Annotated in this window: 22 protein-coding genes and 1 riboswitch; of the genes, 15 read left to right on the top strand and 7 right to left on the bottom strand. The window is 48.3% G+C overall.

The features are described from left to right. The first annotated feature begins 70 nt into the window (after window positions 1-70). Window positions 71-181, top strand: a riboswitch (TPP riboswitch). Between the two features lie 110 nt (window positions 182-291). From thiS to thiC, 6 genes are read left to right on the top strand one after another with little or no spacing between them, the layout of a single operon-like run. Beyond that, the gene (gene thiS / locus TOL2_RS00370; protein WP_014955589.1) at window positions 292-489 is read left to right on the top strand and encodes a sulfur carrier protein ThiS; all 198 of its coding nucleotides are present in this window, start codon (window positions 292-294) and stop codon (window positions 487-489) included. Then, window positions 490-1,272, top strand: coding sequence for a thiazole synthase (locus tag TOL2_RS00365; protein WP_014955588.1), 783 nt, complete (start codon window positions 490-492; stop codon window positions 1,270-1,272). 4 nt (window positions 1,273-1,276) lie between these two features. Next, window positions 1,277-2,383 (top strand): 2-iminoacetate synthase ThiH, encoded by a 1,107-nt coding sequence (thiH, locus tag TOL2_RS00360; protein ID WP_014955587.1) that lies wholly within the window; start codon window positions 1,277-1,279, stop codon window positions 2,381-2,383. Next, a complete protein-coding gene (thiF, locus tag TOL2_RS00355) occupies window positions 2,383-2,925 on the top strand; it encodes a sulfur carrier protein ThiS adenylyltransferase ThiF (RefSeq protein ID WP_014955586.1) in 543 nt (180 codons plus the stop codon). The genes thiH and thiF overlap by 1 nt, the downstream gene beginning before the upstream one ends. Beyond that, window positions 2,918-3,604, top strand: coding sequence for a thiamine phosphate synthase (thiE, locus tag TOL2_RS00350; protein WP_014955585.1), 687 nt, complete (start codon window positions 2,918-2,920; stop codon window positions 3,602-3,604). The genes thiF and thiE overlap by 8 nt, the downstream gene beginning before the upstream one ends. Further along, a complete protein-coding gene (thiC, locus tag TOL2_RS00345; protein WP_014955584.1) occupies window positions 3,601-4,890 on the top strand; it encodes a phosphomethylpyrimidine synthase ThiC in 1,290 nt (429 codons plus the stop codon). Before thiE ends, thiC begins: the two co-directional genes overlap by 4 nt. Window positions 4,891-4,957: 67 nt before the next feature. Here the strand turns inward: thiC and TOL2_RS00340 are convergent, their stop codons facing one another. The 3 genes from TOL2_RS00340 to TOL2_RS00330 all read right to left on the bottom strand — a co-directional run bounded on the left by TOL2_RS00340 (window position 4,958) and on the right by TOL2_RS00330 (window position 6,212). Beyond that, a complete protein-coding gene (locus TOL2_RS00340; protein WP_041279162.1) occupies window positions 4,958-5,191 on the bottom strand; it encodes a hypothetical protein in 234 nt (77 codons plus the stop codon). Between the two features lie 189 nt (window positions 5,192-5,380). Then, window positions 5,381-5,914 (bottom strand): FmdE family protein, encoded by a 534-nt coding sequence (locus TOL2_RS00335; RefSeq protein ID WP_014955583.1) that lies wholly within the window; start codon window positions 5,912-5,914, stop codon window positions 5,381-5,383. Between the two features lie 31 nt (window positions 5,915-5,945). Further along, entirely contained in the window at window positions 5,946-6,212 is a 267-nt protein-coding gene (locus tag TOL2_RS00330) for a hypothetical protein (protein WP_041279161.1), read from the bottom strand. Between the two features lie 54 nt (window positions 6,213-6,266). Between TOL2_RS00330 and TOL2_RS00325 the strand changes: the two genes are divergently transcribed. Further along, complete coding sequence (locus TOL2_RS00325) at window positions 6,267-7,460, top strand: IS110 family RNA-guided transposase (protein ID WP_014955582.1); 1,194 nt, start codon at window positions 6,267-6,269, stop codon at window positions 7,458-7,460. A gap of 322 nt (window positions 7,461-7,782) precedes the next feature. Here the strand turns inward: TOL2_RS00325 and TOL2_RS00315 are convergent, their stop codons facing one another. From TOL2_RS00315 to TOL2_RS00305, 3 genes are all read right to left on the bottom strand, one after another. Beyond that, window positions 7,783-8,751: a helix-turn-helix transcriptional regulator gene (locus TOL2_RS00315; RefSeq protein WP_014955581.1), complete on the bottom strand. Its 969-nt coding sequence runs from the start codon at window positions 8,749-8,751 to the stop codon at window positions 7,783-7,785. A 150-nt stretch (window positions 8,752-8,901) separates the two neighbouring features. Then, the gene (locus tag TOL2_RS00310) at window positions 8,902-9,504 is read right to left on the bottom strand and encodes a class I SAM-dependent methyltransferase (protein WP_014955580.1); all 603 of its coding nucleotides are present in this window, start codon (window positions 9,502-9,504) and stop codon (window positions 8,902-8,904) included. After that, window positions 9,494-9,691 carry a hypothetical protein gene (locus tag TOL2_RS00305; protein WP_041279159.1) on the bottom strand — a complete coding sequence of 66 codons (198 nt, stop codon included), beginning with the start codon at window positions 9,689-9,691 and terminating at the stop codon, window positions 9,494-9,496. The genes TOL2_RS00310 and TOL2_RS00305 overlap by 11 nt, the downstream gene beginning before the upstream one ends. 275 nt (window positions 9,692-9,966) lie before the next feature. Between TOL2_RS00305 and TOL2_RS00300 the strand changes: the two genes are divergently transcribed. Together TOL2_RS00300 and TOL2_RS00295 are read left to right on the top strand one after the other, a co-directional pair. Continuing rightward, window positions 9,967-13,926, top strand: coding sequence for an acyl-CoA dehydratase activase (locus TOL2_RS00300; protein ID WP_014955579.1), 3,960 nt, complete (start codon window positions 9,967-9,969; stop codon window positions 13,924-13,926). Window positions 13,927-13,972: 46 nt separating this feature from the next. Further along, a complete protein-coding gene (locus tag TOL2_RS00295) occupies window positions 13,973-16,048 on the top strand; it encodes a TonB-dependent receptor (RefSeq protein WP_014955578.1) in 2,076 nt (691 codons plus the stop codon). 156 nt (window positions 16,049-16,204) lie between these two features. Here TOL2_RS00295 and nfo read toward each other — a convergent pair whose 3' ends face one another. After that, window positions 16,205-17,071, bottom strand: coding sequence for a deoxyribonuclease IV (gene nfo, locus TOL2_RS00290; protein WP_014955577.1), 867 nt, complete (start codon window positions 17,069-17,071; stop codon window positions 16,205-16,207). 162 nt (window positions 17,072-17,233) lie between these two features. Between nfo and TOL2_RS00285 the strand changes: the two genes are divergently transcribed. The 6 genes from TOL2_RS00285 (at window position 17,234) to TOL2_RS00260 (ending at window position 24,958) form a co-directional block, all read left to right on the top strand. Next, window positions 17,234-17,887, top strand: a complete 654-nt coding sequence (locus TOL2_RS00285) for a lactate utilization protein (RefSeq protein WP_014955576.1) — start codon at window positions 17,234-17,236, stop codon at window positions 17,885-17,887. A gap of 28 nt (window positions 17,888-17,915) precedes the next feature. Next, complete coding sequence (locus TOL2_RS00280) at window positions 17,916-18,608, top strand: ABC transporter ATP-binding protein (protein ID WP_014955575.1); 693 nt, start codon at window positions 17,916-17,918, stop codon at window positions 18,606-18,608. A 47-nt stretch (window positions 18,609-18,655) separates the two neighbouring features. Beyond that, a complete protein-coding gene (locus tag TOL2_RS00275) occupies window positions 18,656-21,151 on the top strand; it encodes an ABC transporter permease (RefSeq protein WP_232508014.1) in 2,496 nt (831 codons plus the stop codon). A gap of 126 nt (window positions 21,152-21,277) precedes the next feature. Continuing rightward, window positions 21,278-22,291, top strand: coding sequence for a lipocalin-like domain-containing protein (locus tag TOL2_RS00270; protein WP_014955573.1), 1,014 nt, complete (start codon window positions 21,278-21,280; stop codon window positions 22,289-22,291). A gap of 269 nt (window positions 22,292-22,560) precedes the next feature. Further along, window positions 22,561-23,052: a 4Fe-4S dicluster domain-containing protein gene (locus TOL2_RS00265; RefSeq protein WP_014955572.1), complete on the top strand. Its 492-nt coding sequence runs from the start codon at window positions 22,561-22,563 to the stop codon at window positions 23,050-23,052. Beyond that, complete coding sequence (locus TOL2_RS00260; RefSeq protein ID WP_041279157.1) at window positions 23,039-24,958, top strand: aldehyde ferredoxin oxidoreductase family protein; 1,920 nt, start codon at window positions 23,039-23,041, stop codon at window positions 24,956-24,958. Before TOL2_RS00265 ends, TOL2_RS00260 begins: the two co-directional genes overlap by 14 nt. Window positions 24,959-25,069 lie beyond the last annotated feature (111 nt).

The following is a 25,069-nucleotide window of genomic DNA, read 5'->3' as shown; positions in this document are numbered from 1 at the left end:
AATAAAACTCATGGTCAATGAAAAATTTTTATTGACAAGCACTATGAATTTCAAATAGTAAGACATTAAGTTAGCTCACTGGGGGTGCTTTTTTTTTAAAAAAGCTGAGAGAAGTTGAAACTTCAACCCTTGGAACCTGATGCGGTTAGTACCGGCGTAGGGAAAGTGTATGAAACAACACCTTTTTTTAATTTTCAGTTTTATCCTTTCTTATATCCCGAAACATAATATCCAGCCGCTCAGATACCATAAAAATAGATGCCATGAAAATGTTTACAGTTTGGAGGTTTTATGGAAATAAACCTGAACGGAAAAAAATTGACGTCAAACAGCCTGACCCTTATGGATCTTGTCCTGGAGCAAGGGTTTAAGCCAGAGTCCCTGATTGCTGAAGTCAATTTTGAAGTGGTCCGGCAGGAAACCTGGAAGCATGTCTCCCTCTCTGATGGAGACACTATTGAATTATTAAGTTTTGTGGGAGGCGGATAAATGACGGACATTAAAAATGACAGGCTCATGCTGGGCGACATTGAATTTACAAGCCGTCTGATTACCGGAACAGGCAAATTTTCATCCAGGGATTTTATCGCTCCCATGCTTGAGGCCAGCGGGTCACAGATGATCACGGTTGCCCTCAGACGGGTGGACCCCACAGCGAAAGATGAAAACATATTAACGTATATTCCTGATTCAGTCACTTTGCTGCCCAATACTTCAGGAGCCAGAACCGCATCCGAAGCAGTCCGTATTGCAAAGATCGCCAGGGAAGCCGGATATGGAAAATTCATTAAAATAGAAGTGATCACGGATATGCAATACCTTATGCCGGACAATCACGAAACGCTTTTGGCAACACAGATTCTGGCAAAAGAGGGGTTTATTGTCCTTCCTTATATGATGCCGGATATTACCGTGACCAAACAATTGTATGATGCCGGGGCTGCGGCGGTAATGCCCCTTGGTTCCCCCATCGGCACCAACCGTGGACTTGAAATGAAACCCATGATCAAGCGAATTATTGAAACCAGTAAAATCCCCGTGGTTGTGGATGCCGGTATCGGCAGACCGTCCCAGGCAGCGGAAGCCATGGAAATGGGTGCGGATGCAGTGCTTGTCAATACCGCCATTGCCACCAGCAATGATCCGGTCCTGGCGGGCAAAGCATTTTCCTTTGCCGTAAAAGCGGGCAGGATGGCCTATCTTTCCCGCCTGGCGGACAAACAAGCGTATGCCCAGGCGTCTTCGCCCCTGACCGGATTTTTAAGGGAGTGACACCATGTCTTTTATGAAATTGATAAACAGGTTTGAATCTTTTGATTATGACGGATATTTCAAAACCGTTACAAAAACAGATATTCAAAAATCTTTGAACCGTGATATTCTTGAGCCTTACGATCTTCTCAACCTTTTATCCGAACCGGCCCAGGAATTTTTAGAAGAAATGGCTCAAAAGGCGCAGCAACTGACCCGCCAGTATTTTGGCAGGACCATCGGGATTTATGCGCCCATGTATATTTCCGACTATTGCTCCAATCACTGTACCTATTGCGGATTTAACTGTGCAACCCAGTTTAAAAGAACCAAACTCTCCCTTTCGGAAATTGAACAGGAATCAAAGGCAATTTCAGACCTGGGTATCCGGCATATCCTTATTTTAACAGGAGAAGCACCTGCTAAAACACCCATGTCTTATCTTGAAGATGCGATAGGGATCTTGAAAAAATATTTTTCATCCATTGCCATTGAAATCTTTCCCATGGATGAAGACCAGTATCGCATCCTGAAAAACGCAGGTGCTGATTCTTTGACCGTGTATCAGGAAACATATGATCAAGATCTTTATAAAAAGGTACATCTGAAAGGAAAAAAAACAGACTATAAATACCGGTTATTAACCCCTGAAAGGGGTGCTGCCGCAGGATTCAGAGCCGTAAATATCGGGCCTTTGTTCGGTCTTGGAGACCCTTCACCAGAAGCCTTTTTGACCGGCCTTCATGCCAAATACCTGGAGCAGGAGTTCCCTGATGTGGAGGTCTCCTTGTCCCTTCCCAGGATGAGACAGGCAACCGGTGCGATCAAACCCAAAAACATATTGTCCGACAGCCGGTTTGTCCAGTTCATGCTGGCCTGGAGGCTGTTCATGCCAAGAGCCGGGATCAACATCTCCACAAGAGAGTCTGCCGATTTCAGAGACAAAATCATTCACCTGGGTGTCACACGGTATTCTGCAGGATCAAAAACCGATGTGGGCGGCTATTCATTAGAATCCAATGATGCAACTGTCCAGTTTGATATAACCGATACCAGGAACGTGGCCCAAACAATTGAAATGATCAAGCAAAAAGGGTATCAACCTGTTTTCAAAGACTGGGAGATCTTCTGATGAAAACAGGAATCGCCGGGATAGGCGGGATTGGATCAAACGTGGCCAGACACCTTGCCCAGTCCGGGGTCAAAGAGATCAAAATTGTTGATTTTGATGCTGTCGAAGCCTCAAATCTGAACCGCCAGTTTTATTGTTTCTCCCAGGTGGGGTTAAAAAAGACCGACTGCCTGGAAAAAAATCTAAAAGCCTTATTCCCGGGTATGGGCATTGAAACGGTTGAAAAAAAAATCAAACCCGGAGATGCAAAGCAAATTTTTTCAGACTGTGACATTGTGGTGGAAGGGTTTGACAACAAAATCTTAAAAAAAATGCTCATTGAAGAATTGTGCGGAACCGGCAAAATATTGGTGTCGGCTTCCGGAATTGCCGGGGATAATATGGAAAATATCACAACCCGGAAAATGGGCAATTGTCATATTGTCGGGGATTTTATGTCGGACCAGGAAGACCATGCGCTTTTTGCACCAAAAGTTACCATGATAGCCGCTGTCATGGCCGGGATTGTGTTAAGGCATATAAAGGAGAAATCACATGACTGAAACAAGACGATTGGATACAAATATTAACCGGTCTGTCAAAGGATCAAAACAGCTTCCTCATGGCATCTACGGTATTTTAGGAGAAAAATTTTCCCTTGGACTGAGCAATGTGCAAGTGGCAAGACAGATGGTGGATGCCGGTGTTGATGTGCTTCAGTATCGCGAAAAGCTAACCGAGAAAAGCCTGAAGCAGATGTATGAGGAATGTTGTGAAATCCGGAAAATAACACAGGATGCAGGGGTTCCCTTTATCATCAATGATCATGCCGATATCGCCCTGATGGTGGGGGCTGACGGCATTCACCAGGGACAGGATGATCTGCCCGTAAAAGAGCTTAGAAACATCGCCCCTGACATGATGATCGGGTGTTCCACCCATTCGCCGGAACAGGCAAAAAAAGCCATAGCAGACGGGGCTGATTACCTTGGTGTAGGACCCATATTTGCAACCCAGACCAAGGAGGATGTCTGTGATGCAGTGGGATTTGAGTATCTTGAGCATGTTGTAAAAACCCATGACATTCCCTTTGTGGCCATTGGCGGAATCAAGCGGCATAATTTAAAGGATATCCTGTCAAGGGGTGTAAAAACCGTCTGCCTTGTCACGGAAATCATAGGTGCCCCGAATATCAAAAAAAGAATCAAAGAAATCAAACAGATATTAGGAGAGATAAAATGAAACAATCTTACACAACTCAGATGGATGCTGCAAGAAAAGGAATCCTAACCCCCCAGATGAAACAGGTGCTTGAAAATGAAGCCATTTCACAAACTGATCTCATGGAAAAAGTGGCTTTGGGGCATATTGCCATCCCAGCCAACCGGAACCATCTTAACATTGCGGCAGCAGGTGTTGGACAAGGGCTTAAGACCAAAATAAATGTTAACTTAGGGGTATCCAAGGATGTCTGTTCCTTTGATGCGGAGATGAAAAAGGCAAAAATGGCCATAGAGTACAAGGCGGATGCTGTCATGGATTTAAGCGTGTCCGGCGATACCGAAGGCTTCAGGAAACGTCTGGTCAGCGAAATTCCCGTGATGATCGGTACAGTCCCCATCTATGACACCCTGACCCGTACCGGCAAACCCACGCAGGACATTACCATAGAGGACTGGTTTGAAACCGTTGACATCCATGCCCGAAACGGCATTGATTTTATCACCATCCATGCCGGACTTACCAGAAAATGCGCCACAAGCATCAGGACAAACCCCAGGCTTTGCGGGATTGTCAGCAGGGGCGGAGCCATCTTGTTTGAATGGATGGAAAAAACCGGCAATGAGAACCCCTTTTATGAACATTTTGACCGGCTTCTGGATGTCTGTGAAGCCCATGATGTCTGTATCAGCCTCGGGGACGGACTTCGACCAGGTGCCATTAAGGATTCAACCGATGCTCCCCAGATCGAAGAACTCATCACCCTTGGAGAATTGACCAAACGGGCATGGGAAAAAAATGTCCAGGTCATGATAGAGGGACCGGGTCATGTCCCACTCCATGAGATTGAAATGAATATGAAACTGCAAAAAAAACTGTGCCATAACGCACCTTTTTATGTTTTAGGCCCCCTTGTGACAGATATTGCTCCAGGTTATGATCATATCACCTCTGCCATTGGCGGGGCACTTGCGGCAATGCACGGAGCAGATTTTCTGTGCTACGTCACCCCGGCAGAACATTTGCGGCTGCCCACGGCTGATGATGTAAAAGAAGGAATCATGGCCTCAAAAATTGCAGCCCATGCCGGAGATCTTGCCAAGGGAATAAAGGGCGTTGAAGAGCTGGACCATAAAATGAGCAAGGCCCGGGGAAAACTTGATTGGGACGGTCAGTTTGATTGCGCCATCGACCCTGAAAAGGCCAGGGAGTATCGAAAATCTTCCCAGCCGTCCGGATCTGACAAAGATGTATGCACCATGTGCGGTGATTTTTGTGCTGTAAAACGAGTTGAAAATCTTTTATAAAAGTCTCTGTATAAATTTTTCAAGACTTGCTTATAATCTTAAAACTTGTTTATAAACGGTTTAAAACTTATCCTAACTTTCCTGAATTTATGGAAATTTCTTCATTGTGGCTGGCTTTGACGGGTTGACCACAATGAAGATTGATTAAAAATGACGATAACATCTCTTTTTTACAAAACGGACAGAATGCTGTTGCCAGATTGTTGTTATCCATAATTGATTCTGCTTTAAAACTCATCTCAAATTGAGTTGCTCCCGGATAACTGCAACTTTTGTTTTTACAAATGAATTTGATTCCCATTTTATACTCCTTTGTTTAAATTATGAATCAAAAAAAGCTTGCCAAAAACAGCAGCTCTGTTGATCTGTTGCATAGATCATCTTCCTTTGATGTTGTGTCCGTATTCGGACTTGATAAGAATTTGATGTGTTTAGCGAAACTATCATTTTTATGATGAAATAATAGTTCCGCTAAAGATTTTAAAAAAATTTATATTTTCTGCTCAACCTTGTGAAAACAAGGAATACAAAGATTTTTCCCGTCAAACATCCGGACTCTCGATTCCATTGTCATCTCCCTGCAATCATCGCATTGAATGCTTTTCAGTATCCGGGCTGGCCTGACCGGTGGAACATCTACATCTTCCGTCAAAAAAAGATCTTTCAGATCCGCCTCTAAAATCCGTTTGATTCGATCTTCCCTGTCTTGATCTCTGGCAAAATCATCTTGGAACACGGCCCTGAAACCTTTTTGGGTGTCCCTGTCATAAAATGTAAATGCGGATTTTCCAAAATCTTTGTGGATCAGATTCCCCTTGCCAAAAGAACATCCGGTCAGAAACTGGATGGCATCTACGCCGCACATATCTGTTTCAGTGACGCATACTGGTTCTTTTGTATTCCGTATATCCAGCTTTTCCATTGCCAGTTCGGATGCCCGAAGCCCTATGGCCAGCCCCGGACAACTATGGCCATGAAATTCAATTGTTTTTTCAATCACCTCTTTTTCCAATGAACATGCCATTATACTATCTCCTCGTATAAAGGTGTTTAAATCAGGCTTGAAAAAGGCGATAGCCTTTTTCAATACCTTTTTTATTCCAACCAGCGCAGCTGGTTGGGTGCCGCAATCGCAGCGATTGCGGCGTTACGTGACATTTGCCTTTCAATGCTATTTTGGCCATAATAGCTGGAAGGCTGCCGGGGTTCGGCTTTTTCTCCTTGAGGTAATGTCCTCTTAAAAAGACCGCCGATGCCGGTTTATTACACTTACCGCTTGATGCGCGAATCTGCACTGATTTAGCAGCGAGGCTGTGTTCCATCGGCGTCACCCCCATTTGAACAGTTTTATTAAACTGCAAAGGAGTAAAAAAAAGATGTGGACACTTGGAATTGATATTGCAAAACGAAAACATGTTGCGGCGCTTTTGGATGACAATGGTAAAAAAGTATTTAAAAATTTCTCTTTTACCAATACCCTGGAAGAAGTGAACCGGCTCTTGGATCGGATCAACCAAGTTGGCTTTTCCATAGAAAATCTGCTTATTGGCATGGAAGCCACCGGTCATTACTGGATGATACTTTACCATTTTCTTTCCAATGCCGGATTCCAGGTCCGTTTGATCAATCCTTTGATGACTTCGGCAAGGCGTAATGCAGGTATCAGAGGAACTAAAACGGATTCTGTAGATGCCGAACTTATTGCCAATATCTTGAGAGAAGCTGATCCAAAATTTTCTGCTGTTCCAGATGATGAAGTCCGCCAGTTGCGTAATCTGACTCGTTTGCGCTATGAATGCAGTCAAACATTTGTTGCGGAAAAACAACGCCTTATTGGCCTGTTGGACCTTGTTTTCCCAGAATACAGCGAGCATTTTTCTGACATTTTCGGTGCTGCCAGCAGACAGTTGCTTGCCCAGTACTCTACGGCTGAAGATATTAAAAAAATTGATATCAGAAAGCTTACCCGAATTCTTAAAGAAGCCAGCAAAGGCCATATGGGACGAGAACACGCCAAACGGCTTAAAAGTGCTGCAAAAAACTCCTTCTCTTTGTCTGCCTCCAATTTGTCTTTTGCCCTTGAAATTAAATTCCTTGTTCAAAGAATGAATATTCTGTTGCATCAAATTGAAGAACTTGAAAAACAGGCTAAAAAATATATGAAAAAGAATCAAAAACTGTTGCAAACCATACCTGGTATCGGACCGGTTTGGGCTCCTACCATCCTGGCAGAGGTACTTCCGGTTTTTCATCCAGAAGAAAAAAACGGGGCCCGAAAATTGGTTGCAGCTGCCGGGCTTGACGTTCGTCTCAATGAAAGCGGACAGTACAAAGGCAAAGGCAAAATGTCTAAGCGGGGTAGTCGTTATCTGCGCACAGCTGCTATCCAGGCTGCCGAAGTTGCAGCCTTGGTGGCAAAGGACCCCATGTTTAGAACTGTCTACGAAAAACAGAAGGCTAAGGGGAAAAAGCATCTGGTGGCTATTAGTCATGTCGCCAATAAATTGCTTCATGTTGTTTTTTCCGTACTTAAAAACCAAAAACCATATGAGGTGCGCCTTATTCATTAATATCTTTATTCTGTCCATTTGGGGGTTGACTTATTACCGCTTGTCTTTTTATTGATTTTCCTGTTGCTTGCGGTCACACATAAAATCCATTATACATTTGATGATCGCAGAATGAAGCAAAAAATGCATTTCAACTGTTATTTTTCTCCATTGCTTTAAAAGGGCAATCTCTCCGGCCCACAAGTTATTATCCGGGGATTCCAATCCTTTGAGCATTTTTTCCCTCACGGGCAGACATGGTCTTTCACCTTGGTTTGCCACAACAAAACATGAAAGTCGCAGTTCAATTTGCAACAATTTTCATATAAATCCGGATAAATTTCTATACCAGGTGCATTTTCAGATAATGCTTGGGCAGAATGCCGAAGCGTTTTTTAAAGGCTGCACTGAAATGGCTGACATTGACATATCCCACCTGCCAGGCGGTTTCGCTTACGTTGGTCTCCGTCTCCGTCAAAAGCTGTCTTGCCTTCTGCATCCGGTACTCCCTGAAATAATCAAACACGCTCATCCCGTACGCCTGCTTGAACCCGGCCTGAAGCTTGGCCACGCTCAGACCGGCCATGGCTGCCAGGTCATGGAGGACTGGCGGAAACTGCAGATCCTTGATCAGGATGGACCTGGCAGTTTTGATCCGCTCTTTTTCACTCCTGTTGAGCATGCCACCCTTTGACTTCCGGAGATCAATGCTTAATGCCGCCAGGTGCAGGGAAAGCAGTTCCAGGCTTTTGCCCTCCAGGTAAAGTGACCATGGATAGGCGTTGCTTGAGGTGTTCAACACTTGGTACACGACGGACTGAATATCCGGAGTCATGGGCCTTGTGCTTGTAAATTCGACATGCATATCCCCCTTTAATACGGCCCGCAGGCCTTTTGGCAGTACCTGGGATTCATCTTTTAGCACTTTTCTAAAAAAAGGCAGGGTCATGTGAAGATGAAGAATCTGATGCTCCTGCTGGGCGGGAACGACAAATGAGCCGGACTGCCTGTTTTCCAGACGAACACCGCTGATGCCGCTTCTGACCTGTAGCTCGTCAGGGTATGAATCCGGTCCCTGGCTCTGTTTTTGAATATTTCCGGAAATCACGAATCCGAAATCAATGACCGGGAATTGTTTCTCGTATTCAAGGCAGACCTGACTGGATGGGGTGAAATTAATCAGACTCATCCACAGGCCCGGCCGGATACAGACCTCCCTGTGCCCCCACGATACAGATTCATTAGGGGAGCTTCCGTCCGAACCAGGGAAAGGTTTAAAGTAAAACAGCCTGGGGCTTTTTTTCTCTTGCATCCGAATCTCCTCTATTTTGCCGGTCCCATTTTTACAGTTCACAGTTCAATGGGGTGAAGTTCGTGCCTGAAGCGTCTATGTTAGATCATAATAACCGAAAAGTAAAAATGATTCTGATCCGCCACACCTGAGAAAGGCTGCTTTCAGATTTTAGGCGTCAAGGGTAAAGCTAAGCAGATAGTTGTACCCGAAATCCCTGTAATCCCTTTTTTTAAAACCCCATCCCCTGATGAAGGTCTCAATCTCTTCCGGGGCTAGGCGCATGTGGACCGGTGGGCCAAAGGACCACTCCTCTTTTTTGCATTCCAGCACGGCCAGGCATCCCCCGGGCCTGATCACCCGGGCCATTTCCCCGAATATAGCTTCTTTATAACGGCTCAAGTCAAAGATGTGCAGCACCGTGAACACCATGCAAAGATCTATGGCATTATTCCGGACCGGTAAGGGAGGGTTAGTGATATCGGCCTTCAGGACACGGACCTGGGGAAGACCTGCGGCCCCGGCCGCCTTTTCTAAGGCATCCACAATGGGGGGCCAGTAGTCCAGTGCGGTGATGCAGCCGACAGTCCCTGTCCGGCGGGCTGCCTCCAGGGTATAGTCACCAGCCCCACAACCCAGATCCAGAATATGCTGTCCCGGTGAGATGCCCAGGGCATCAAACAAAGGTTCGTGGCTCTGCATCCAGAAACTGCTCGGTCCCTGGCCCCTGTGCCCGGAAGTGTGTCGGCCATTTTTTTTCGTTTCATATATCATGGAATTCTCCTATTATGAAATACCCGGAACGGCTCTGAGTCCTCAAACATGTTCTCGGGGCCTGTATCAATTTCAAAACCGGACAGAAAGAGGCCTGTTGATAGAGTGCAGCAATTAATACCGCTGCCACGGTTTGTGCATGATCAATGGGGAAATCAATCATCACCTGTTTAATTTGTTTCATCATCTCAACTCCGTATTACATTATTATTTCCAGATCGGGGAAATGCCCCAGCTGCCGGCAATGATATGGATATTTTTTTTTGTGTTCTGCCCGGCAAACATTTTTTTTTACCCCTGAACAACAAAACCGGCAAAATCGAATAAAAAAAATCCGCAAAGAGCAAAAAAAAATGCCACAAGAGTAGAAACAGCTTCCCTGTTTGGATTATTACTTGCGCAGTAATGCCATGCCGGGGGCTTTAGCCTCCCAAGGGCAACACATTAATTTAAGGAGAATCCATGCTTGCATTTGGAATAGATTTGGGATATGCGGCGATAAAAACAGCCGTTGTTAATGCCCGGAACCAGGTCGTCCATACCTGCTACACCCTGCACAGGGGTGATATAATGGGCGTACTTGCCATTCATCTGGAAAAAATAAAAGAGGCCTTTTCTGTTCAGGACTTAAAGTTTGGCGCTGTTACGGGCAGCGGCAAAAGAATTCTGAAAGATCGGGTCGATAGTGTCAACGAGGTGACCGCCCTTGTGGAGGCGTCCAGAAGTCTTAGCACAGGTTCTCGGTCTGTGGTGGAGATCGGGGCCCAGACCGCCAAATATATTACCGGGTTGAAGGAAGAGGATAATAAAGGCATCAAAATAGCCATGAATGCCAACTGCTCCGCAGGCACGGGATCATTCCTGGAGGAACAGATTTCACGACTTAACCTTAACCTGGAAGAGTATTCCGCCTATACGGAGAAGGCCAGGTCCGTCCCCAGAATCGCCGGGCGGTGCAGCGTCTTTGCCAAAACCGATATCATCCACCACCAACAGGGCGGGGTGCCCGTGGCAGATATTCTCCAGGGCCTGGCCTATGCCGTGGTCAGGAATTTCAGGGTCAGCGTCATGAAACAGCTGCCCATGGAATGCCCCATCCTATTTACCGGTGGAGTCGCCAATAACCGTTCCATTGTCAGGGCTTTCAGGGAGGAGCTTAACCTTAAGGAAACGGATCTGATCATTCCCGAACATTTCAGCGCCATGGGCGCAATCGGCGCAGCCGTGACTGCCCGCAAGGAAAAACTGGAAGCCCGGTTTCAGTATCTTTTGGAGAGCCTCTCATCAAGTAAGCGTCACACCTTGCCCGGCCGGACAAATGACGGCATCAGCCTACCTCCCCTGGTCTCCTACGGACTTAACGACGCCAGGGGTATGCACGATATCTCCAGTGCATTCAAACCGGACCAGGCCCTTTACCTGGGCATTGATGTGGGCTCCACCAGTACTAACCTGGTACTGATTAACCCGGAAAATGAGGTAGTGGACTTTCAATACCTCAGGACCAAGGGAGACCCGGTTGCCGCGGTAAATCAGGGCCTTAATGCCTTTAAAAATACTTTTGACCCCAAAATGAACATCAAAGGCACAGGAGTGACCGGGTCCGGCCGCTACCTGATCGGCAAAATGATGGGCACCGATATCATCAAGGATGAAATCACGGCCCAGGCAAAAGCAGCTGTAAACCTTAACCCGGAAGTGGACACCATATTTGAAATCGGGGGGCAGGACTCGAAATTCATCCGCTTAAAAGAGGGCCGGGTGAAGGATTTCCAGATGAACAAGGTCTGTGCAGCCGGTACCGGTTCGTTCATTGAGGAACAGGCCAAGCGGTTTGACATCCCTGTTGAGGATTTCGGGCCCACGGCCCTGAATGCCAACCACCCAGTGGACCTGGGAGAGCGGTGTACCGTGTTCATCGAAACCACCGTGGCTGCCCACCTGAGCCGGGAGGTGTCCAGAACAGACCTGGCTGCCGGTCTGTGCTACTCAGTGGTGAAAAACTATCTCAACCGGGTGGTGGGGCAAAAAAAAATTGGAAACAATATCCTGTTCCAGGGGGGACTGGCCCATAACCAGGGGGTGATCAACGCCTTCAGGGCCGTTCTGGGAAAACAAATTCGAATACCCCGCTTTTTCAGTGTGACCGGCGCCATGGGTGCGGCCCTCCTGGCCAGGGAATCTGTGGAAGGGACTGAAACAGGGCTTCGGCCCCAAAAGCCCGCAAGCAAGCTTCCCACAGCCCCCCCGGGGAAAAACCGGTTCAGCCGTGAAATCCAGGAGATAGTTTTCCAAGGGTATGCCCCTTCCCATGATCCATTAAAGAAAACCGTGGGCATGCCAAGGGCCCTGTTCACATTCGGCATGTTTTCCATGTTCCACACTTTTTTTAAAGCCCTCGGGTTCAATGTTGTCCTGTCTGAGCCTTCGACCAAAGAGACCATTGCCCTGGCCCAGGAACACGCCCAGGATGAAACCTGCTTTCCCGTAAAACTTGTCAACGGCCACATTGCCCAGCTGATAAGGCAGAAGGTGGATTATATCTTCTTTCCAGACCTGTACACGGTTTTCCATCCAAATTCAGAATCCCGACAAAACTACGGATGTGCCTATATGCAGATAGCCTTTAAAATGGCGAACCATGCCATGGACCTGGAAAAAACCGGCATCACCCTGCTTGCTCCCACCATTGCCTTTCACCTGGGCAAGGAATTTATGTCCCAAAGCTTTACCGGCCTGGGCAGCCGGCTCGAACGGGGTAAGAATGAAACAATGAAGGCCCTGGGCGCTGCCATGAAGGCTATGCAGGACTGTGAAAACCGGCTGATTCTTCACCGTGAAAAGGTACTTGAAACCATGGCCCCGGATGAAAAGGTCTTTGTCCTGATATCAAAAATCTACGGTGTGGCCGATCCTATACTCAATCTGGGGATTCCCGACCGGCTGTCCGGGATGGGATATAAAGTCATCCCGTTTTTCGACCTGCCTGAAGGCAATATCTTCCGGGAGCATCCCAATATGTACTGGCCATTTGCCCAGCATATCCTGGACCCGGCATATCTGATCCGTACCCATCCCAACCTCTACGCCATTCTTCTGACCCACCACGGCTGCGGCCCAGATTCCGTGGTCTCCCATTTTTTCAGCGAAATCATGTCTCCCAAGCCCTTTTTGAACATTGAGGTGGATGAACATTCCTCCACCGTGGGCGTCATAACCCGGCTGGAGGCCTTTTTGAACAGTATTTCCCATATCCCGGCCCAAACGGTCGGCCCCATGGCAGACTATGCTTTGGCCCCGTCCCATTCTTGTATAAATATACGCCCGGACATCCAAAGCTTGCCCCAGGACATGCGGCTCCACCTGCCCAACCTTTCCCCTTATTCACAAATATTCAAGGAGATCCTGACCCGGCAGGGGATTTGTGCAAAGGTGATGGACCCGGCCGGGGAGAATTCCCTCAACCGTGGCAAGCGCCATACCACCTCCAACGAGTACTATTCCCTCACCGCCCTTTTAGGGGATGTCCTGGAAACCCTGGACAGGGAAGCAAACCCGGAAAGGGCCGCCTTTTTCATCCCCCAGACCGAAGGGGCCGAGGTGGACGGGCAATACAGCCGCTTTGTCCGGACCCGGCTGGACGGGGCAGGGTATGAGGAAGCCGTCCTTGTCTCCCCCTTTATTGAGGATGCCGTATCAGAAAATCCCGAAGAACTTGACCGGCTCTTTACAGGGCTTCTGGCCGGGGACCTTATCCAACTGGCCCCGGCCGGATCCCGCAATTCCCACCTGGCATCCCTTTTGGATCTGATGCGAACAGGGGAAGTCGGCCTGAAGGATCTTACATCCCTGGCCGAAACCATCGGCAAAGAATTAAAGGTTAAGGCGTATAAAAAACAGATATTTGTGACAGGTGATCCCTTGTTGCTGTTCAACGATTTTCTGACGGGCCACCATTTCTCCAGGCTTGAATCTATGGGATACAGGTTGCTTTATTCTCCCATGAGCGAATACATGCTCATGCTATGGAAGGACTGGATTGAGCAGAACGGCAAAGAAAAAAGAGATATGCTGCGGGAACGGATCCAGAATTTGGCCGACAGGATAAGCGTAATAGACACAGCCCTTTCAGGAATCGGTGTTTTTTCATCCGGCCCGGATCGCTTAGCCTCCCTTGCCAATGAAACCCTGGGGTTCTACGCCGGGGCCAACGGTCGGTACAGGATGGCCAAATGCCTGGACCTTGGCCCGTCCATTGACGGAATCATCACAGTATCACCCATGTACGAGAATACGGGAATTTCCCTGAACGCCTTAAGCCGGGGCATCCCTTTTGGAAAGCCCCTGCTCAACCTGACCCTTGACGGCAACCCAAACCAGGCGGACAGAAACCGGATTGAGGCATTTCTATTCTATCTCTAACCCCCGGCCGGATAATATGAATGACTCAAAGATGAAAGGAAACGGTATGAAGCAGTTTTATAGGTGTATGATCGCAATGCTGATCGCAATGATGTGGGGCACAAATGTACATGGAAAGAATCTGGAAAGCAAGGATGACTTTCAATTGGAAAGTATTGTGGTAACAGCCCAGAAAAGAGAGGAAAACGCCCAGAATGTCCCCGTCAGCATGGATGTCTTTTCAGGAACGGATATAGAAGATGCCGGTATGGAGAAAACAAACGATCTTGTGCGCATGAGTTCCAATGTCAACATGATGGACCGATCATGCGAGCATATTGTGGTGATCAGGGGAATCTCTCCTTTCAGGGGATGTACTTATTCTCCTGCAGGGTTTTATGTGGATGATGCCAGTTATCCCATGCACTATATGCAGAACATCGACCTGTTCGACCTTGAACGTGCGGAAATCCTCAAGGGTCCCCAGAGTACCCTGTACGGAAGGAATTCAGAATCCGGCGTGATCAACATCGTCACAAGGCAGCCGGACAATGAGTTTAACGGTCAAATCCTCACAGAATACGCCAGCCAAAATACCTTCAGGACAGGGCTGAGTCTCAAGGGCCCTATGATCAAAGATACGCTGTATCTGGGCGGCGCTTTTCAATACAAATCTTCGGACGGACACCTGGAAAATCTCTCCACAGGAGATGAGAGCGCTGCGGATATTTCCCACCTGGCAGGCAGGTTCACCCTCAGGTGGACACCGGGGGATCTTTGGGACATCTCTTTAACCGCTGACGCTGCTGATGCCGATGACCACGGGGCCGGTGGAAGACTTCTGTACGGAAATCATGCAACCGGGAAGAATAAAATCAAAAGTGATTGCGATGCTTATCTGAACCAGGACTGGAACGGCCAGACCCTGCGCATAAAGTATTACGCCCCTGCTTTCACCTTTTTATCCGTGTCAGGCATCCAAAACCAGAGCCTGGATAAAGTCAATGACTGTGATATGTGGGACGACCCTTCCAACCAACGGATCAATCCCCTGTATATGGACGAACGCCATTACAGCCAGGAATTCAGGATATCCTCCATAAAAAACGGATCCTTTGAATGGCTGGCAGGTTTTTTTGCCTTCCGTGAGGAATCTTTTTTTGATTACAAGTACGAAATCCTGTCTGCCAATATGGTGTACATGAACCCTGTTACGGACGTAGAAACCGAGGGAGCAGCGATTTTCGGCCAGGGCAGGTATACGCCTTTTGACAGGCTGCACCTTACCGCAGGCCTGCGGCTGGATTACCATACCACAGAAGGATACCTTCAGGATTCGGTGCAGAACAGGGACTATGACGGGGAGTTGAGTTATCATAAAATTTTGCCCAAGTTATCACTGGACTATGATCTGTCAGAACATGTCATGGCCTATACATCCGCTGCCAAAGGATATATGCCGGGGGGCTTTAACTGGGGGAACACCGGCACCAGGGAAACCTTTGACTACGGACCCGAATACACCTGGAATTATGAAATGGGGGTAAAATCCACATGGCTGAACCAACGGCTTATGGTTAACCTGTCAGCCTTTTATATCCAAATGGAGGACAAGCAGGTCTCCCAACTACACCCCACACTTGCCGTGCTGACCATCTCCAATGCGGCCAATGCCCACTCAAAAGGGGTTGAACTCCAGATTGAAGCAAGACCAATCCAGGGACTGGACTTCTTTGCAGGACTTGGAGTGAACCGGGCCGTGTACGACGATTTTACGACCGTAGTCAGGGAGGGCAGTGCCCTGATTGAAAAGGATTATTCAGGTAATTATCTGACCTACGCCCCCAAGTACACCTTCAACCTCGGCTTTCAATACCGGTCGTCCATGGGACTGTTCGGCCGGGTCGATCTTCTGGGCACAGGTCCCTTTTACGGGGATTCGGCCAACACAGCCCGGCAAGGGGCCTATGAGATCGTGAACCTGCGCCTGGGCTATGAGTGGCGAAATTTTGAATTTACCCTGTGGGGGAAAAACATTCTTGATAAGGAGTATATGACATTTATCAATCCGTTTTTAAATTCGATCGTCGGCATTGACGGCCCCTCCCGCAGCCTTGGGGCCACCATTGCCTACAGATTTTAAAAAGGTGACCCTCATTATGATTTTATAGAATTTTTTCTGCTCAGGCACTTATTTTTCTCTAAAGCAATAAACACCTGGACACAAGTTACTTCCTGTACATAGCAATGAATTTTGCTGATTGAGAGGCCGTCTTCAAAGCTGGAATCGGAAAAAATTTTAGTCCAGGTGCTTACATTGCCTTAAAAGAGCAATCTCTCCGGCCCACAGAGTATTGTCCGGGGTTTCCAATATCAGGGGAATATTGTCCCATTGAGGAGAAACCATGATGCGCCGGAAAACATCCATTCCAAGGTTGCCCTTCCCCAGGCTTTCATGCCGGTCCACCCGTGAGGCATATGCCTTTTTTGTGTCGTTAAGGTGCATTCCCCTCAGGTATTGAAACCCGATGATATCGTCAAATTGCCGCCAGGTATCTTCAAATCCTCTGGCTGATTTCAGATCATATCCTGCGGAAAAAGCGTGACAGGTATCAATACACACCCCGATACGTTCTTTGTCCTCCACCCCCTGAATCATCTGTGCAATCTGTTCAAATGAAAATCCCACGTTGGTCCCCTGGCCAGCCGTATTTTCTATGACGGCCGTCACCCCTTTGGTCTTATCCAATGCCAGGTTCAAAGAGTCTGAAATAGTTTTCAGGCATTTTGTAATACTGGTATCTGTCATGGCTTTTCCCTTTTGCAAATGGCTGCCAGGATGAAAATTCAAGGTGGTCAGCCCCAATTGGCTGCACCGCAGAAGCTCATCAACAAATGCAGCCCTGGATTTTTCCAGGGCAGATTTTTCCGGGTGTCCCAGGTTGATCAAATAGCTGTCATGGGCAAGTATCCGGTCCGGTGTATAGCCGTATCTGCTGCAATTTTCCTTGAAAGAGTCAATGGCTTCTTTTGTCAGAGCGGCGGCATGCCATTGCCGCTGATTTTTTGTGAACAGGGCAAAAGCCGTTGCTTTGATGCGATGAGCGTTTAAAGGAGCGTTTTGCACACCTCCGGCGGCACTGACATGGGCACCTATATATTTCATGGGGTTCCTTCTTATTTTTTATCAATTTTATTGTCAGCACACTTATAAAATAATTATAAAAATTAAAAAACACTTTGTTTTCAACAGGATTTTTTTTATTATCATCCATACATTAACCTGCAGGATTTAAATTTATCTATTATTAAAAAACAAAGGAAAAAAATGAAAAACCCGATTGATAATTATTGGAAACTTAAACTTGAAAACGTAAAAGAGGCCCTTGAGTCAAATAATTTTGAAGTGTTTATCACGGATAATTCAGCAGACGCCTTAAAACTTGCTTTGGAAACCATCATACCGGCAGCCAATGTTAAAAGCATATCATGGGGCGGTTCCATGACGTTTATAAAAACAGGCCTTTATGAACATCTTAAAGATCAAAAAGAGTTCGATATTCTTGATATCTTTGATAAATCCCTGTCCAATGAAGAAAAAGCACAAAAAAGACGACAGGCGCTTTTAACCGATCTTTTTATCACCGGAACCAACGCCCTGACCGAGGATGGATATCTGGTCAATCTTGACATGATCGGCAACAGGGTCGGCGCAATTACATTCGGGCCCACAAATGTCCTGATCCTGATCGGGCGCAATAAGATAGTTCCGGATATAGAATCTGCCATGGACCGGATTAAAACTTATGTGGCACCAGCCAATGCCATGCGCCTTGACATGAAAACGCCATGCGTTAAAACCGGAGCATGTTCCGAATGCAGCAGCAAGGCCAGGATCTGCAACACATGGACAATCACGCAAAAATCGTTTCCCAAAAATAGAATCAAAGTTGTGTTGATAAACGAAGACCTCGGACTATAAAAACCGTAAAAAAACGAAAGGGGGATTTTTGGATATTCTGCTTTCCGGGATCAGTAAAACCTTTGATGACAATAAAATCAAAAGGGTTATTTTCAACGATATGACAGCCTGTTTTTCCTCGGGCCGGTTTTTTGTGATCATGGGAAAAAGCGGAGTGGGAAAAAGTTCGTTGCTCAACCTGATCAGCGGAATTGATGTGCCGGACAAAGGAAGTATCCGGGTTGACGGCACCTGTGTATCCGACATGAACGACACCCAAAGAACCTTGTTCAGGCGAAGGCATATCGGGTTTATTTATCAGTTTTTCAACCTGATTCCTGTACTCACTGTACTTGAAAATGTTACCCTGATCTGTGAACTGGACGGCATGCCGAAAAAAACCTGTCTTGACCGGGCAGCCTCCCTGCTGAAAAAAGTGGAGCTTTTTGACCGGCGAAACGATTACCCGGACCGACTTTCAGGAGGAGAGCAGCAAAGGGTTGCCATTGTAAGATCCCTGGTCAATGATCCGCAAATTATTCTTGCGGATGAACCCACGGGAAACCTTGATGCAGAAACCGGTCAGGTTATCCTTGAACTGATTTCAGACCTGGTGAAAAACAGCGGAAAGACCCTTGTTATGGCCACCCACAGCCCGGAAGCCGTTTCATATGCTGACCAGGTTTTTTCTGTTCTGGGCCGGACATTGGTGCCTCAATACAATGAATTGATACACCCATGATCCAAAAACCATTGATAAAGACCTGTTTTCGCCAGAGCCGCAACAATATGTTACGGACCTTTCTGCTGATATTCGGCATTGCATTGGGGGTTGCCGGCGTCATCGCCATTGATATCGCCAAAACCAGTGTGAGCAAGTCTTTTGAACTGTCAACCGCTGCCATAACCGCACGATCCACCCACCAGATTGTGGGCAGCGATTTCAAAATCCCCCAGTCTGTTTTTACGCAACTTAGAACCAATCTTGGAATTAAACGATCCGCACCGGTCATCTCCACCCACGTCAGTGTCAGGGAACTGGATCAGCAGACCCTGACACTCATGGGGATCGACCCTTTTTCCGAAATGTATTTCAGGGATTTGACGGTGCAGTCCCGATCCGGGTCCTGGACATTTGGCAATGATCTTTCAGGCCTTTTAACCCGCACCTCAGGGGTGCTGGTATCAAAAAACCTTGCCGCGCAATATGGCATCAATCAAAATGACTCCCTCACCCTTTCATTTGGATCACGGCAGGTTCAAACCTTTATTTCAGGCTTTCTCAACAGCAGCGATGCCTCAACCAACATGGTGTTTCAGGGGCTGATCCTGGCGGACATCTCCCTGGCCCAGGAAATTCTGGGATTTGGGGATGAGATCACCCGTATTGACCTGATCCTGGCAGACACATCCCAGGCAGAACAGATCCAAAAGATATTGCCCAAAGGTGTTGTGCTTGTGGAAACAAGCCAGCAGAACCATATTGTGCGCCAACTGTCCCGGTCCTTTGAAACCAGCCTGACCGCATTTTCCATGCTGGCCCTGTTCATGGGAATTTTTTTAATCTATAACACCGTGTCCTTTTCCATCACCCGGCGCAGGCAATTGAACGGGACCCTCAGGGCACTGGGCGCAACCCGGGGTGACATTTTTTCAACCGTAATGATCGAAGTGATGATCTATGCACTGGTTGGCTCTGTCCTGGGCACCTGCCTGGGCATCCTGCTGGGCAAGGGTGCGGTGCAGGCCGTGTGCAGCACGGTATCTGACGTCTATTTCGTGTTAACGGTAAGCCAGACCCATATCACCGCCTCAACCATTGCAAAAGGCCTGCTGGCCGGCATCCTCTCTTCTTTTGTTGCATCTGTTTTTCCGGCAATAAATGCCGCACAAACCCTGCCCATTACCCTTATGCAGCGGTCGGCTGCGGAAAGCTCACTGAAAAAACACCTTCCCTTTCTCACCCTTGCCGGAAGCCTGATCATAGGTGCAGCAATTTTGATTCTAACCGTTTTCACCGATCGCCCAGGACTTGATTTTATCGGGGTGTTCCTGATCTTTTTCGGATCTGCCCTGCTGGCACCAATAATCATACTGCTATCGGTCATGGGGTTGCTTGCAGTGTTTGGCCGGTCATGGGGAGTCATGGCAAAGATGGCATTGAGAAACATTGTCCGGTCCTTAAGCCGAACCAGTGTCCTGATAGCGTCTCTCATGGTGGCTACCTCCGTATATATCGGCATTGACATAATGACCGGCAGCTTCAGGTTCTCCATAATTGACTGGGTGGACGGCCATATCGGCGGAGACATCCATGTGTCGTCTTCCGACACACTCAACAGAGCCTTAAGCCCTGAACTGCTCAAAGATATCCAGGCTTTGCCGGAAGTGGCGTCGGTGTCTGCCTACAATATTCACCGAAATTTTTCCCGAACATCAGGTGAAGTTCATATTTTTTCCTATCTTACAGATCTGTCAACCAAGCACTGGTCATGGACAGCTGCAGAGGAAAGCCAGCTGCCTGATATGCTGGAAAAAGGATGGATCTTTGTTTCTGAAATCTTTGCCCAGAAAAACCATATTGAATCAAAGTCCGGGGCCAAGGTGATTCTGGAAACCCGAAAAGGGCCTAAGTCCTTTAAAATAGCAGGCATTTTCAGGGATTTTTTCATGGGCGGAGGCAGGATTGTAGTAAGCCGCAACGTCATGAAACAGTTCTGGGGATATGAAGACATCACGTCAATGCAGGTGTTTTTAAACCCAAATACGGCAGTGAATCCCGTGATTGAAACCATCCGGTCGTTTATTCCGGAAACTGCCGGTATCAGGGTTGTGTCCGGGGCTTCCATCAAACAAAACATCCTTGACGTATTTGACAAAACCTTTTTGATCACCTCAGCCCTGCAGGTGCTGACCGCCATTGTGGCCCTGACCGGTATTTTAAACTCGGTGATGGCCATGCTGCTTGAACGGACAAGGGAACTGGGCATCCTCCGGGCATGCGGTGCAAAAACCCGCCAGGTCGCCAATCTGTTATTATGGGAATGCGGGCTGGCAGGTTTCATATCAGGTGTAATGGCCCTGCCCCTGGGTGTGTGCCTTTCCTGGGTCCTGATCAACATTGTCAACCGCAGGGCGTTTGGATGGACCTATGACATGGTGATTTCGCCGGAAATCTTGATCCAGGCCGTGGCCCTGTGCTGCCTGGCCACTGTTGTGGCCGGTATTTTTCCCGCCATCCGGGCCGGCAGAACAGATATCGGAAAAGCCCTTCACATGGAGTAAAAAATGATACGCTGTTGTCTATCACAGAAATTTTTAACACTGATTTCATGTCTCCTGATGCTAACGGCTTTTGGATGCAGCTCTCCGCAGGAGCAAGATCAAATTAGTATTGACCGGATAAATATTATGCAGGCCCTTTCATCCACTGCCGAGGGGGAGTGTTATGATAAAGCCGATGCCCCCAGGCCCATTGGCTTTCCAAAGGACGCCGGTTCCCATGATGGGTTCAGGACAGAATGGTGGTATTATACCGGAAATCTTAAGAATAACCAAGGACGGCATTTTGGATATCAGCTGACCTTTTTCAGGCAGGCCCTCTCCTGTGAACCAGTGAAAGGAGCCTCAAAATGGCGAACCCGTCAGCTTTATTTTGCCCATTTCGCCGTGACCGACACCCGGTCAGGCACATTTTATTCAAATCTTCGCATGAACCGGCAGAGCCTTGGGATTGCAGGTTCGCAACAAAACCCCTACACTGTTTGGGTAGATGACTGGCGTGTCCGGCAGGTCAATGACCGCCTGGTTCTGACGGCCAGAGGAGATGAGATATTGCTTGAACTGGTTTTAACCCAAGAAAAACCCGTTATCCTGCAAGGCAACCAGGGGCTTAGCCGAAAAGGCCGCAAACCTTTCAATGCCTCTTTTTATTATTCACTGCCCAGACTTAAGACAAGCGGCACCCTTCAAGTCGGCCCGGATATACATAAGGTTGACGGCAACACCTGGTTTGACCACGAATGGAGTACCAGTGCCCTGGACGCTGACGTGTCCGGATGGGACTGGTTCTCGGCCCACCTGGATGACGGACGCGATTTCATGGTCTGTCAAATCAGAAAGCCCGACGGAACACCCAACAATTATGGCTTCGGCAGTCTCTGCTTTCCTGACGGCACCTATGAAATCCTGAACAAAGATGATTTTACTATTCAAACAAAGGGATATTGGACCAGCCCGGCAACAGGCAGGCGATATCCGGGAGCATGGGAGATCACCCTGCCCGGCCACGGCATTAAAATGGCCGTCACCCCCGTAATCCCGAACCAGGAACACATCCATATGTTCCCCTACTGGGAAGGGGCGGCCCGATTCTCCGGCAAAGAAATCAACGGCTTTGGATATGTGGAGCTGACCGGATATTAGGTCAAATCCTCTCAGGACTGGCGAAAGAAACTTTCTCTCTAACCTCCTATATAATGTTGAGACCAAGCGGACTTGGCCATTTTATAATACAATCAAAAAATATTATTCAAAAAAACACTTGATATTTTTGCAAACTTCTATATGTTTCTGTCGATAGAAACATATGGGCATGGGTGTCATAATTGATTCTGTCAAACTTTATAAAAGTTTGGCCCCCGGCAGGGCCGCCGGAGGCGCTATTTCAACGTTTTTGTGATAAGGAAGAATAAATGGCTGAGAATAAGGCTTTAATGGTTGATCCGATGAAATGCACAGGATGCCGATCCTGCGAGATGGCCTGCTCTTTGTACAATGAGCAAAAGTGCAGCCCGGCTCTCTCACGGATACGGATAACAAAATTTGAAAGAACCGGAGTGAGTTTTCCCGGCATCTGTTTCCATTGCAGCAAACCCCAATGCATGTCGGCTTGTCCCACCGGAGCCATTGTTCGGGATAAGGTAACAGGTGCTGTGGTGATTGATGAGGAGGCATGCATGGGGTGTCGTCAGTGTCTCCAGTCCTGCCCCTTTGGACAAATCGGTTTCCATCCCGAAAAAGAGGTGGCCTTCAAATGCCACTTGTGCGGGGGGGAGACCATATGCACCACATTCTGCGACTCGGGTGCCCTCATGTATGTTTCCGCTGAAGAGTACATGTCCTCCAGGCGTCGGCAGTCACACCAGAGACACATTGCGGAGGAGGAAAATTATGCAAGGGTATAACGGTAAAAGATTGCGTATTGATCTGACCGGCGGGAAGGTCACGGTGGAAGAGATATCAAAGGAACACTTGAGAAAATGGCTCGGAGGACGGGGCCTTAACTCGGAACTTCTCTACCGTGAAACAGAACCGGAATTGGATCCTTTTTCACCTGAAAACCGGCTTATCTTCGGCGTCGGTCCCCTCACGGGAACCTTTGCCCCCTCCAGTGGCAGATGCACGGTGACCTCCAAATCGCCGGCACAGGACCCCGCCGGTTTCGGAGATGCCAACATGGGTGGGCACTGGGGTGCGGAACTCAAATATGCCGGATACGATCAGCTGGTGATTCAGGGAAAGGCTGACAGTCCGGTATATCTTTATATCAACAACGGCCGGGTTGAAATACGGGATGCCGAACATCTGTGGGGAAAAAACATTCCTGAAACAGACACGCTCATCAAAAACGAGCTGCAAAACCATGAACTCCATATTGCCCTTATCGGGCTGGCCGGCGAAAACCTGGTTCGTTATGCCTGCATCATTAATGATGTGTACCGGGCTGCGGGCAGGTGTGGCATGGGAGCGGTCATGGGTTCCAAAAATCTGAAAGCCATTGCTCTTCGGGGGACCAATCCGGTTGAGATTGCCCGGCCCCGGGAGTTTTTCGAAATCTGCTCCCGGGCCCGGAAAAAGATGCGGCAGGATGCCATGGTTCAGATGCTCAACGACCAGGGGACACTGCTTCTCACCACACCGGCAAATCATGACCAGGGTTGGTTTTGCTGGAAAAATTTTCAAAAAGGGCATCACCCCGATGCTGATCTGCTGAACGGTGAGAACCATCGGGATCGGTTTCTGGCTCACCGGGAAGGGTGCTTTGCCTGTTCCATCGCCTGCGGAAGGTTCAGCAGGATCTCCAAGGGAGAATATGCCGGTGAGATAACAGGGGGGCCGGAGTATGAAACCGTTACTGCCATGGGGCCCCGAATCGGTTTGTTGGACCCGGCTTCGGTGATTCACAACAACAGACTGGTCAACGAACTGGGTATGGACTCCTGCTCCTGCGGGGGAGCCATTTCATGGGCCATGGAGTGTTACGAAAAAGGGCTGCTCACCAAAAAGGAGACCAATGGGCTGACACTCAGGTGGGGTGATCAGGAGTTGATCGACAAGCTGGTCCGGATGATTGCTTCCCGGGAAGGATTCGGAGATATTCTGGCTGAAGGGGCCCACCATGCGGCCAAAAAGCTGGATTGCGGGCATGAATATACCATGAGCATTAAGGGACATACCATGTCCCAGGACGATCCCCGGGGCCTGGGTTTTGCCTTTGGCATCGGTTTTGCCACCGGACGGCGGGGGGGAGATCACCTCCAGGGACTGGCCTGCCTGGAACTGACCGGGGCCTTCTATCCCGGCCTGGTGGAGAAAACCCTGGGAGATAAGGCGGCTGAAAAACCCCTTTCAAAAGTGAAAAAACCGGAAATGGAAAAATATCAGGAGGATCTCAAAGCGGTGGGCGACTGCCTGACCCAGTGCAGCTTTACCCACAGCTGGTCTTTTGCCGTTCTTCCGGAACATATGGCAGCCATGCTTTCCGCAGCCACCGGCATGGACTTTTCACCGGAAGAGCTGCTGCAGATCGGAGGCCGCATTGTCCATCTGGAAAGAGCCTACTGGAACCGTCTGCTGGTGGGACGGCTGGAGGACAAAAACCCCCGGCGTTTTACCGAGGAGCCCATGCCCGACGGCCCCAACAAGGGAAGCCTCTTTCCTGAGGCGGAACTCATTCCCCTCTACTATCAGGTCCGGGGCTGGGACCCTGAAACCGGTTTTCCCACCGCTGATGTCCTGAACGAATACGGTCTGCCGGATATTGCCGATGAGCTGGAGCCTTACCGCATCAAATACCTTGAATATGTATAGTTTTTAACCCCGGCAGCCCTGCCGGGGCCAGAGGCTTGACAAAGTCAGCACCGAGTTCCTGGCGAAACAGCCGCCAGGAACTCCCAAATCAACCCTTATTGTTATGGACAC

Source organism: Desulfobacula toluolica Tol2, assembly GCF_000307105.1.
In the GTDB taxonomy this organism is placed as follows: Bacteria; Desulfobacterota; Desulfobacteria; order Desulfobacterales; family Desulfobacteraceae; genus Desulfobacula; species Desulfobacula toluolica.
The sequence above is the reverse complement of the archived record's forward strand: the minus strand, read 5'-3'. Positions and strand labels throughout refer to the sequence as shown.

Bases quoted from the DNA above. Each gene is read 5' to 3' on its own strand.
- thiS (WP_014955589.1), top strand. From the start codon at position 292: ATGGAAATAAACCTGAACGGAAAAAAATTGACGTCAAACAGCCTGACC.
- TOL2_RS00365 (WP_014955588.1), top strand. From the start codon at position 490: ATGACGGACATTAAAAATGACAGGCTCATGCTGGGCGACATTGAATTT.
- thiH (WP_014955587.1), top strand. From the start codon at position 1,277: ATGTCTTTTATGAAATTGATAAACAGGTTTGAATCTTTTGATTATGAC.
- thiF (WP_014955586.1), top strand. From the start codon at position 2,383: ATGAAAACAGGAATCGCCGGGATAGGCGGGATTGGATCAAACGTGGCC.
- thiE (WP_014955585.1), top strand. From the start codon at position 2,918: ATGACTGAAACAAGACGATTGGATACAAATATTAACCGGTCTGTCAAA.
- thiC (WP_014955584.1), top strand. From the start codon at position 3,601: ATGAAACAATCTTACACAACTCAGATGGATGCTGCAAGAAAAGGAATC.
- TOL2_RS00340 (WP_041279162.1), bottom strand. From the start codon at position 5,191: ATGGGAATCAAATTCATTTGTAAAAACAAAAGTTGCAGTTATCCGGGA.
- TOL2_RS00335 (WP_014955583.1), bottom strand. From the start codon at position 5,914: ATGGCATGTTCATTGGAAAAAGAGGTGATTGAAAAAACAATTGAATTT.
- TOL2_RS00330 (WP_041279161.1), bottom strand. From the start codon at position 6,212: ATGGAACACAGCCTCGCTGCTAAATCAGTGCAGATTCGCGCATCAAGC.
- TOL2_RS00325 (WP_014955582.1), top strand. From the start codon at position 6,267: ATGTGGACACTTGGAATTGATATTGCAAAACGAAAACATGTTGCGGCG.
- TOL2_RS00315 (WP_014955581.1), bottom strand. From the start codon at position 8,751: ATGCAAGAGAAAAAAAGCCCCAGGCTGTTTTACTTTAAACCTTTCCCT.
- TOL2_RS00310 (WP_014955580.1), bottom strand. From the start codon at position 9,504: ATGATATATGAAACGAAAAAAAATGGCCGACACACTTCCGGGCACAGG.
- TOL2_RS00305 (WP_041279159.1), bottom strand. From the start codon at position 9,691: ATGATGAAACAAATTAAACAGGTGATGATTGATTTCCCCATTGATCAT.
- TOL2_RS00300 (WP_014955579.1), top strand. From the start codon at position 9,967: ATGCTTGCATTTGGAATAGATTTGGGATATGCGGCGATAAAAACAGCC.
- TOL2_RS00295 (WP_014955578.1), top strand. From the start codon at position 13,973: ATGAAGCAGTTTTATAGGTGTATGATCGCAATGCTGATCGCAATGATG.
- nfo (WP_014955577.1), bottom strand. From the start codon at position 17,071: ATGAAATATATAGGTGCCCATGTCAGTGCCGCCGGAGGTGTGCAAAAC.
- TOL2_RS00285 (WP_014955576.1), top strand. From the start codon at position 17,234: ATGAAAAACCCGATTGATAATTATTGGAAACTTAAACTTGAAAACGTA.
- TOL2_RS00275 (WP_232508014.1), top strand. From the start codon at position 18,656: ATGTTACGGACCTTTCTGCTGATATTCGGCATTGCATTGGGGGTTGCC.
- TOL2_RS00270 (WP_014955573.1), top strand. From the start codon at position 21,278: ATGCAGGCCCTTTCATCCACTGCCGAGGGGGAGTGTTATGATAAAGCC.
- TOL2_RS00265 (WP_014955572.1), top strand. From the start codon at position 22,561: ATGGCTGAGAATAAGGCTTTAATGGTTGATCCGATGAAATGCACAGGA.
- TOL2_RS00260 (WP_041279157.1), top strand. From the start codon at position 23,039: ATGCAAGGGTATAACGGTAAAAGATTGCGTATTGATCTGACCGGCGGG.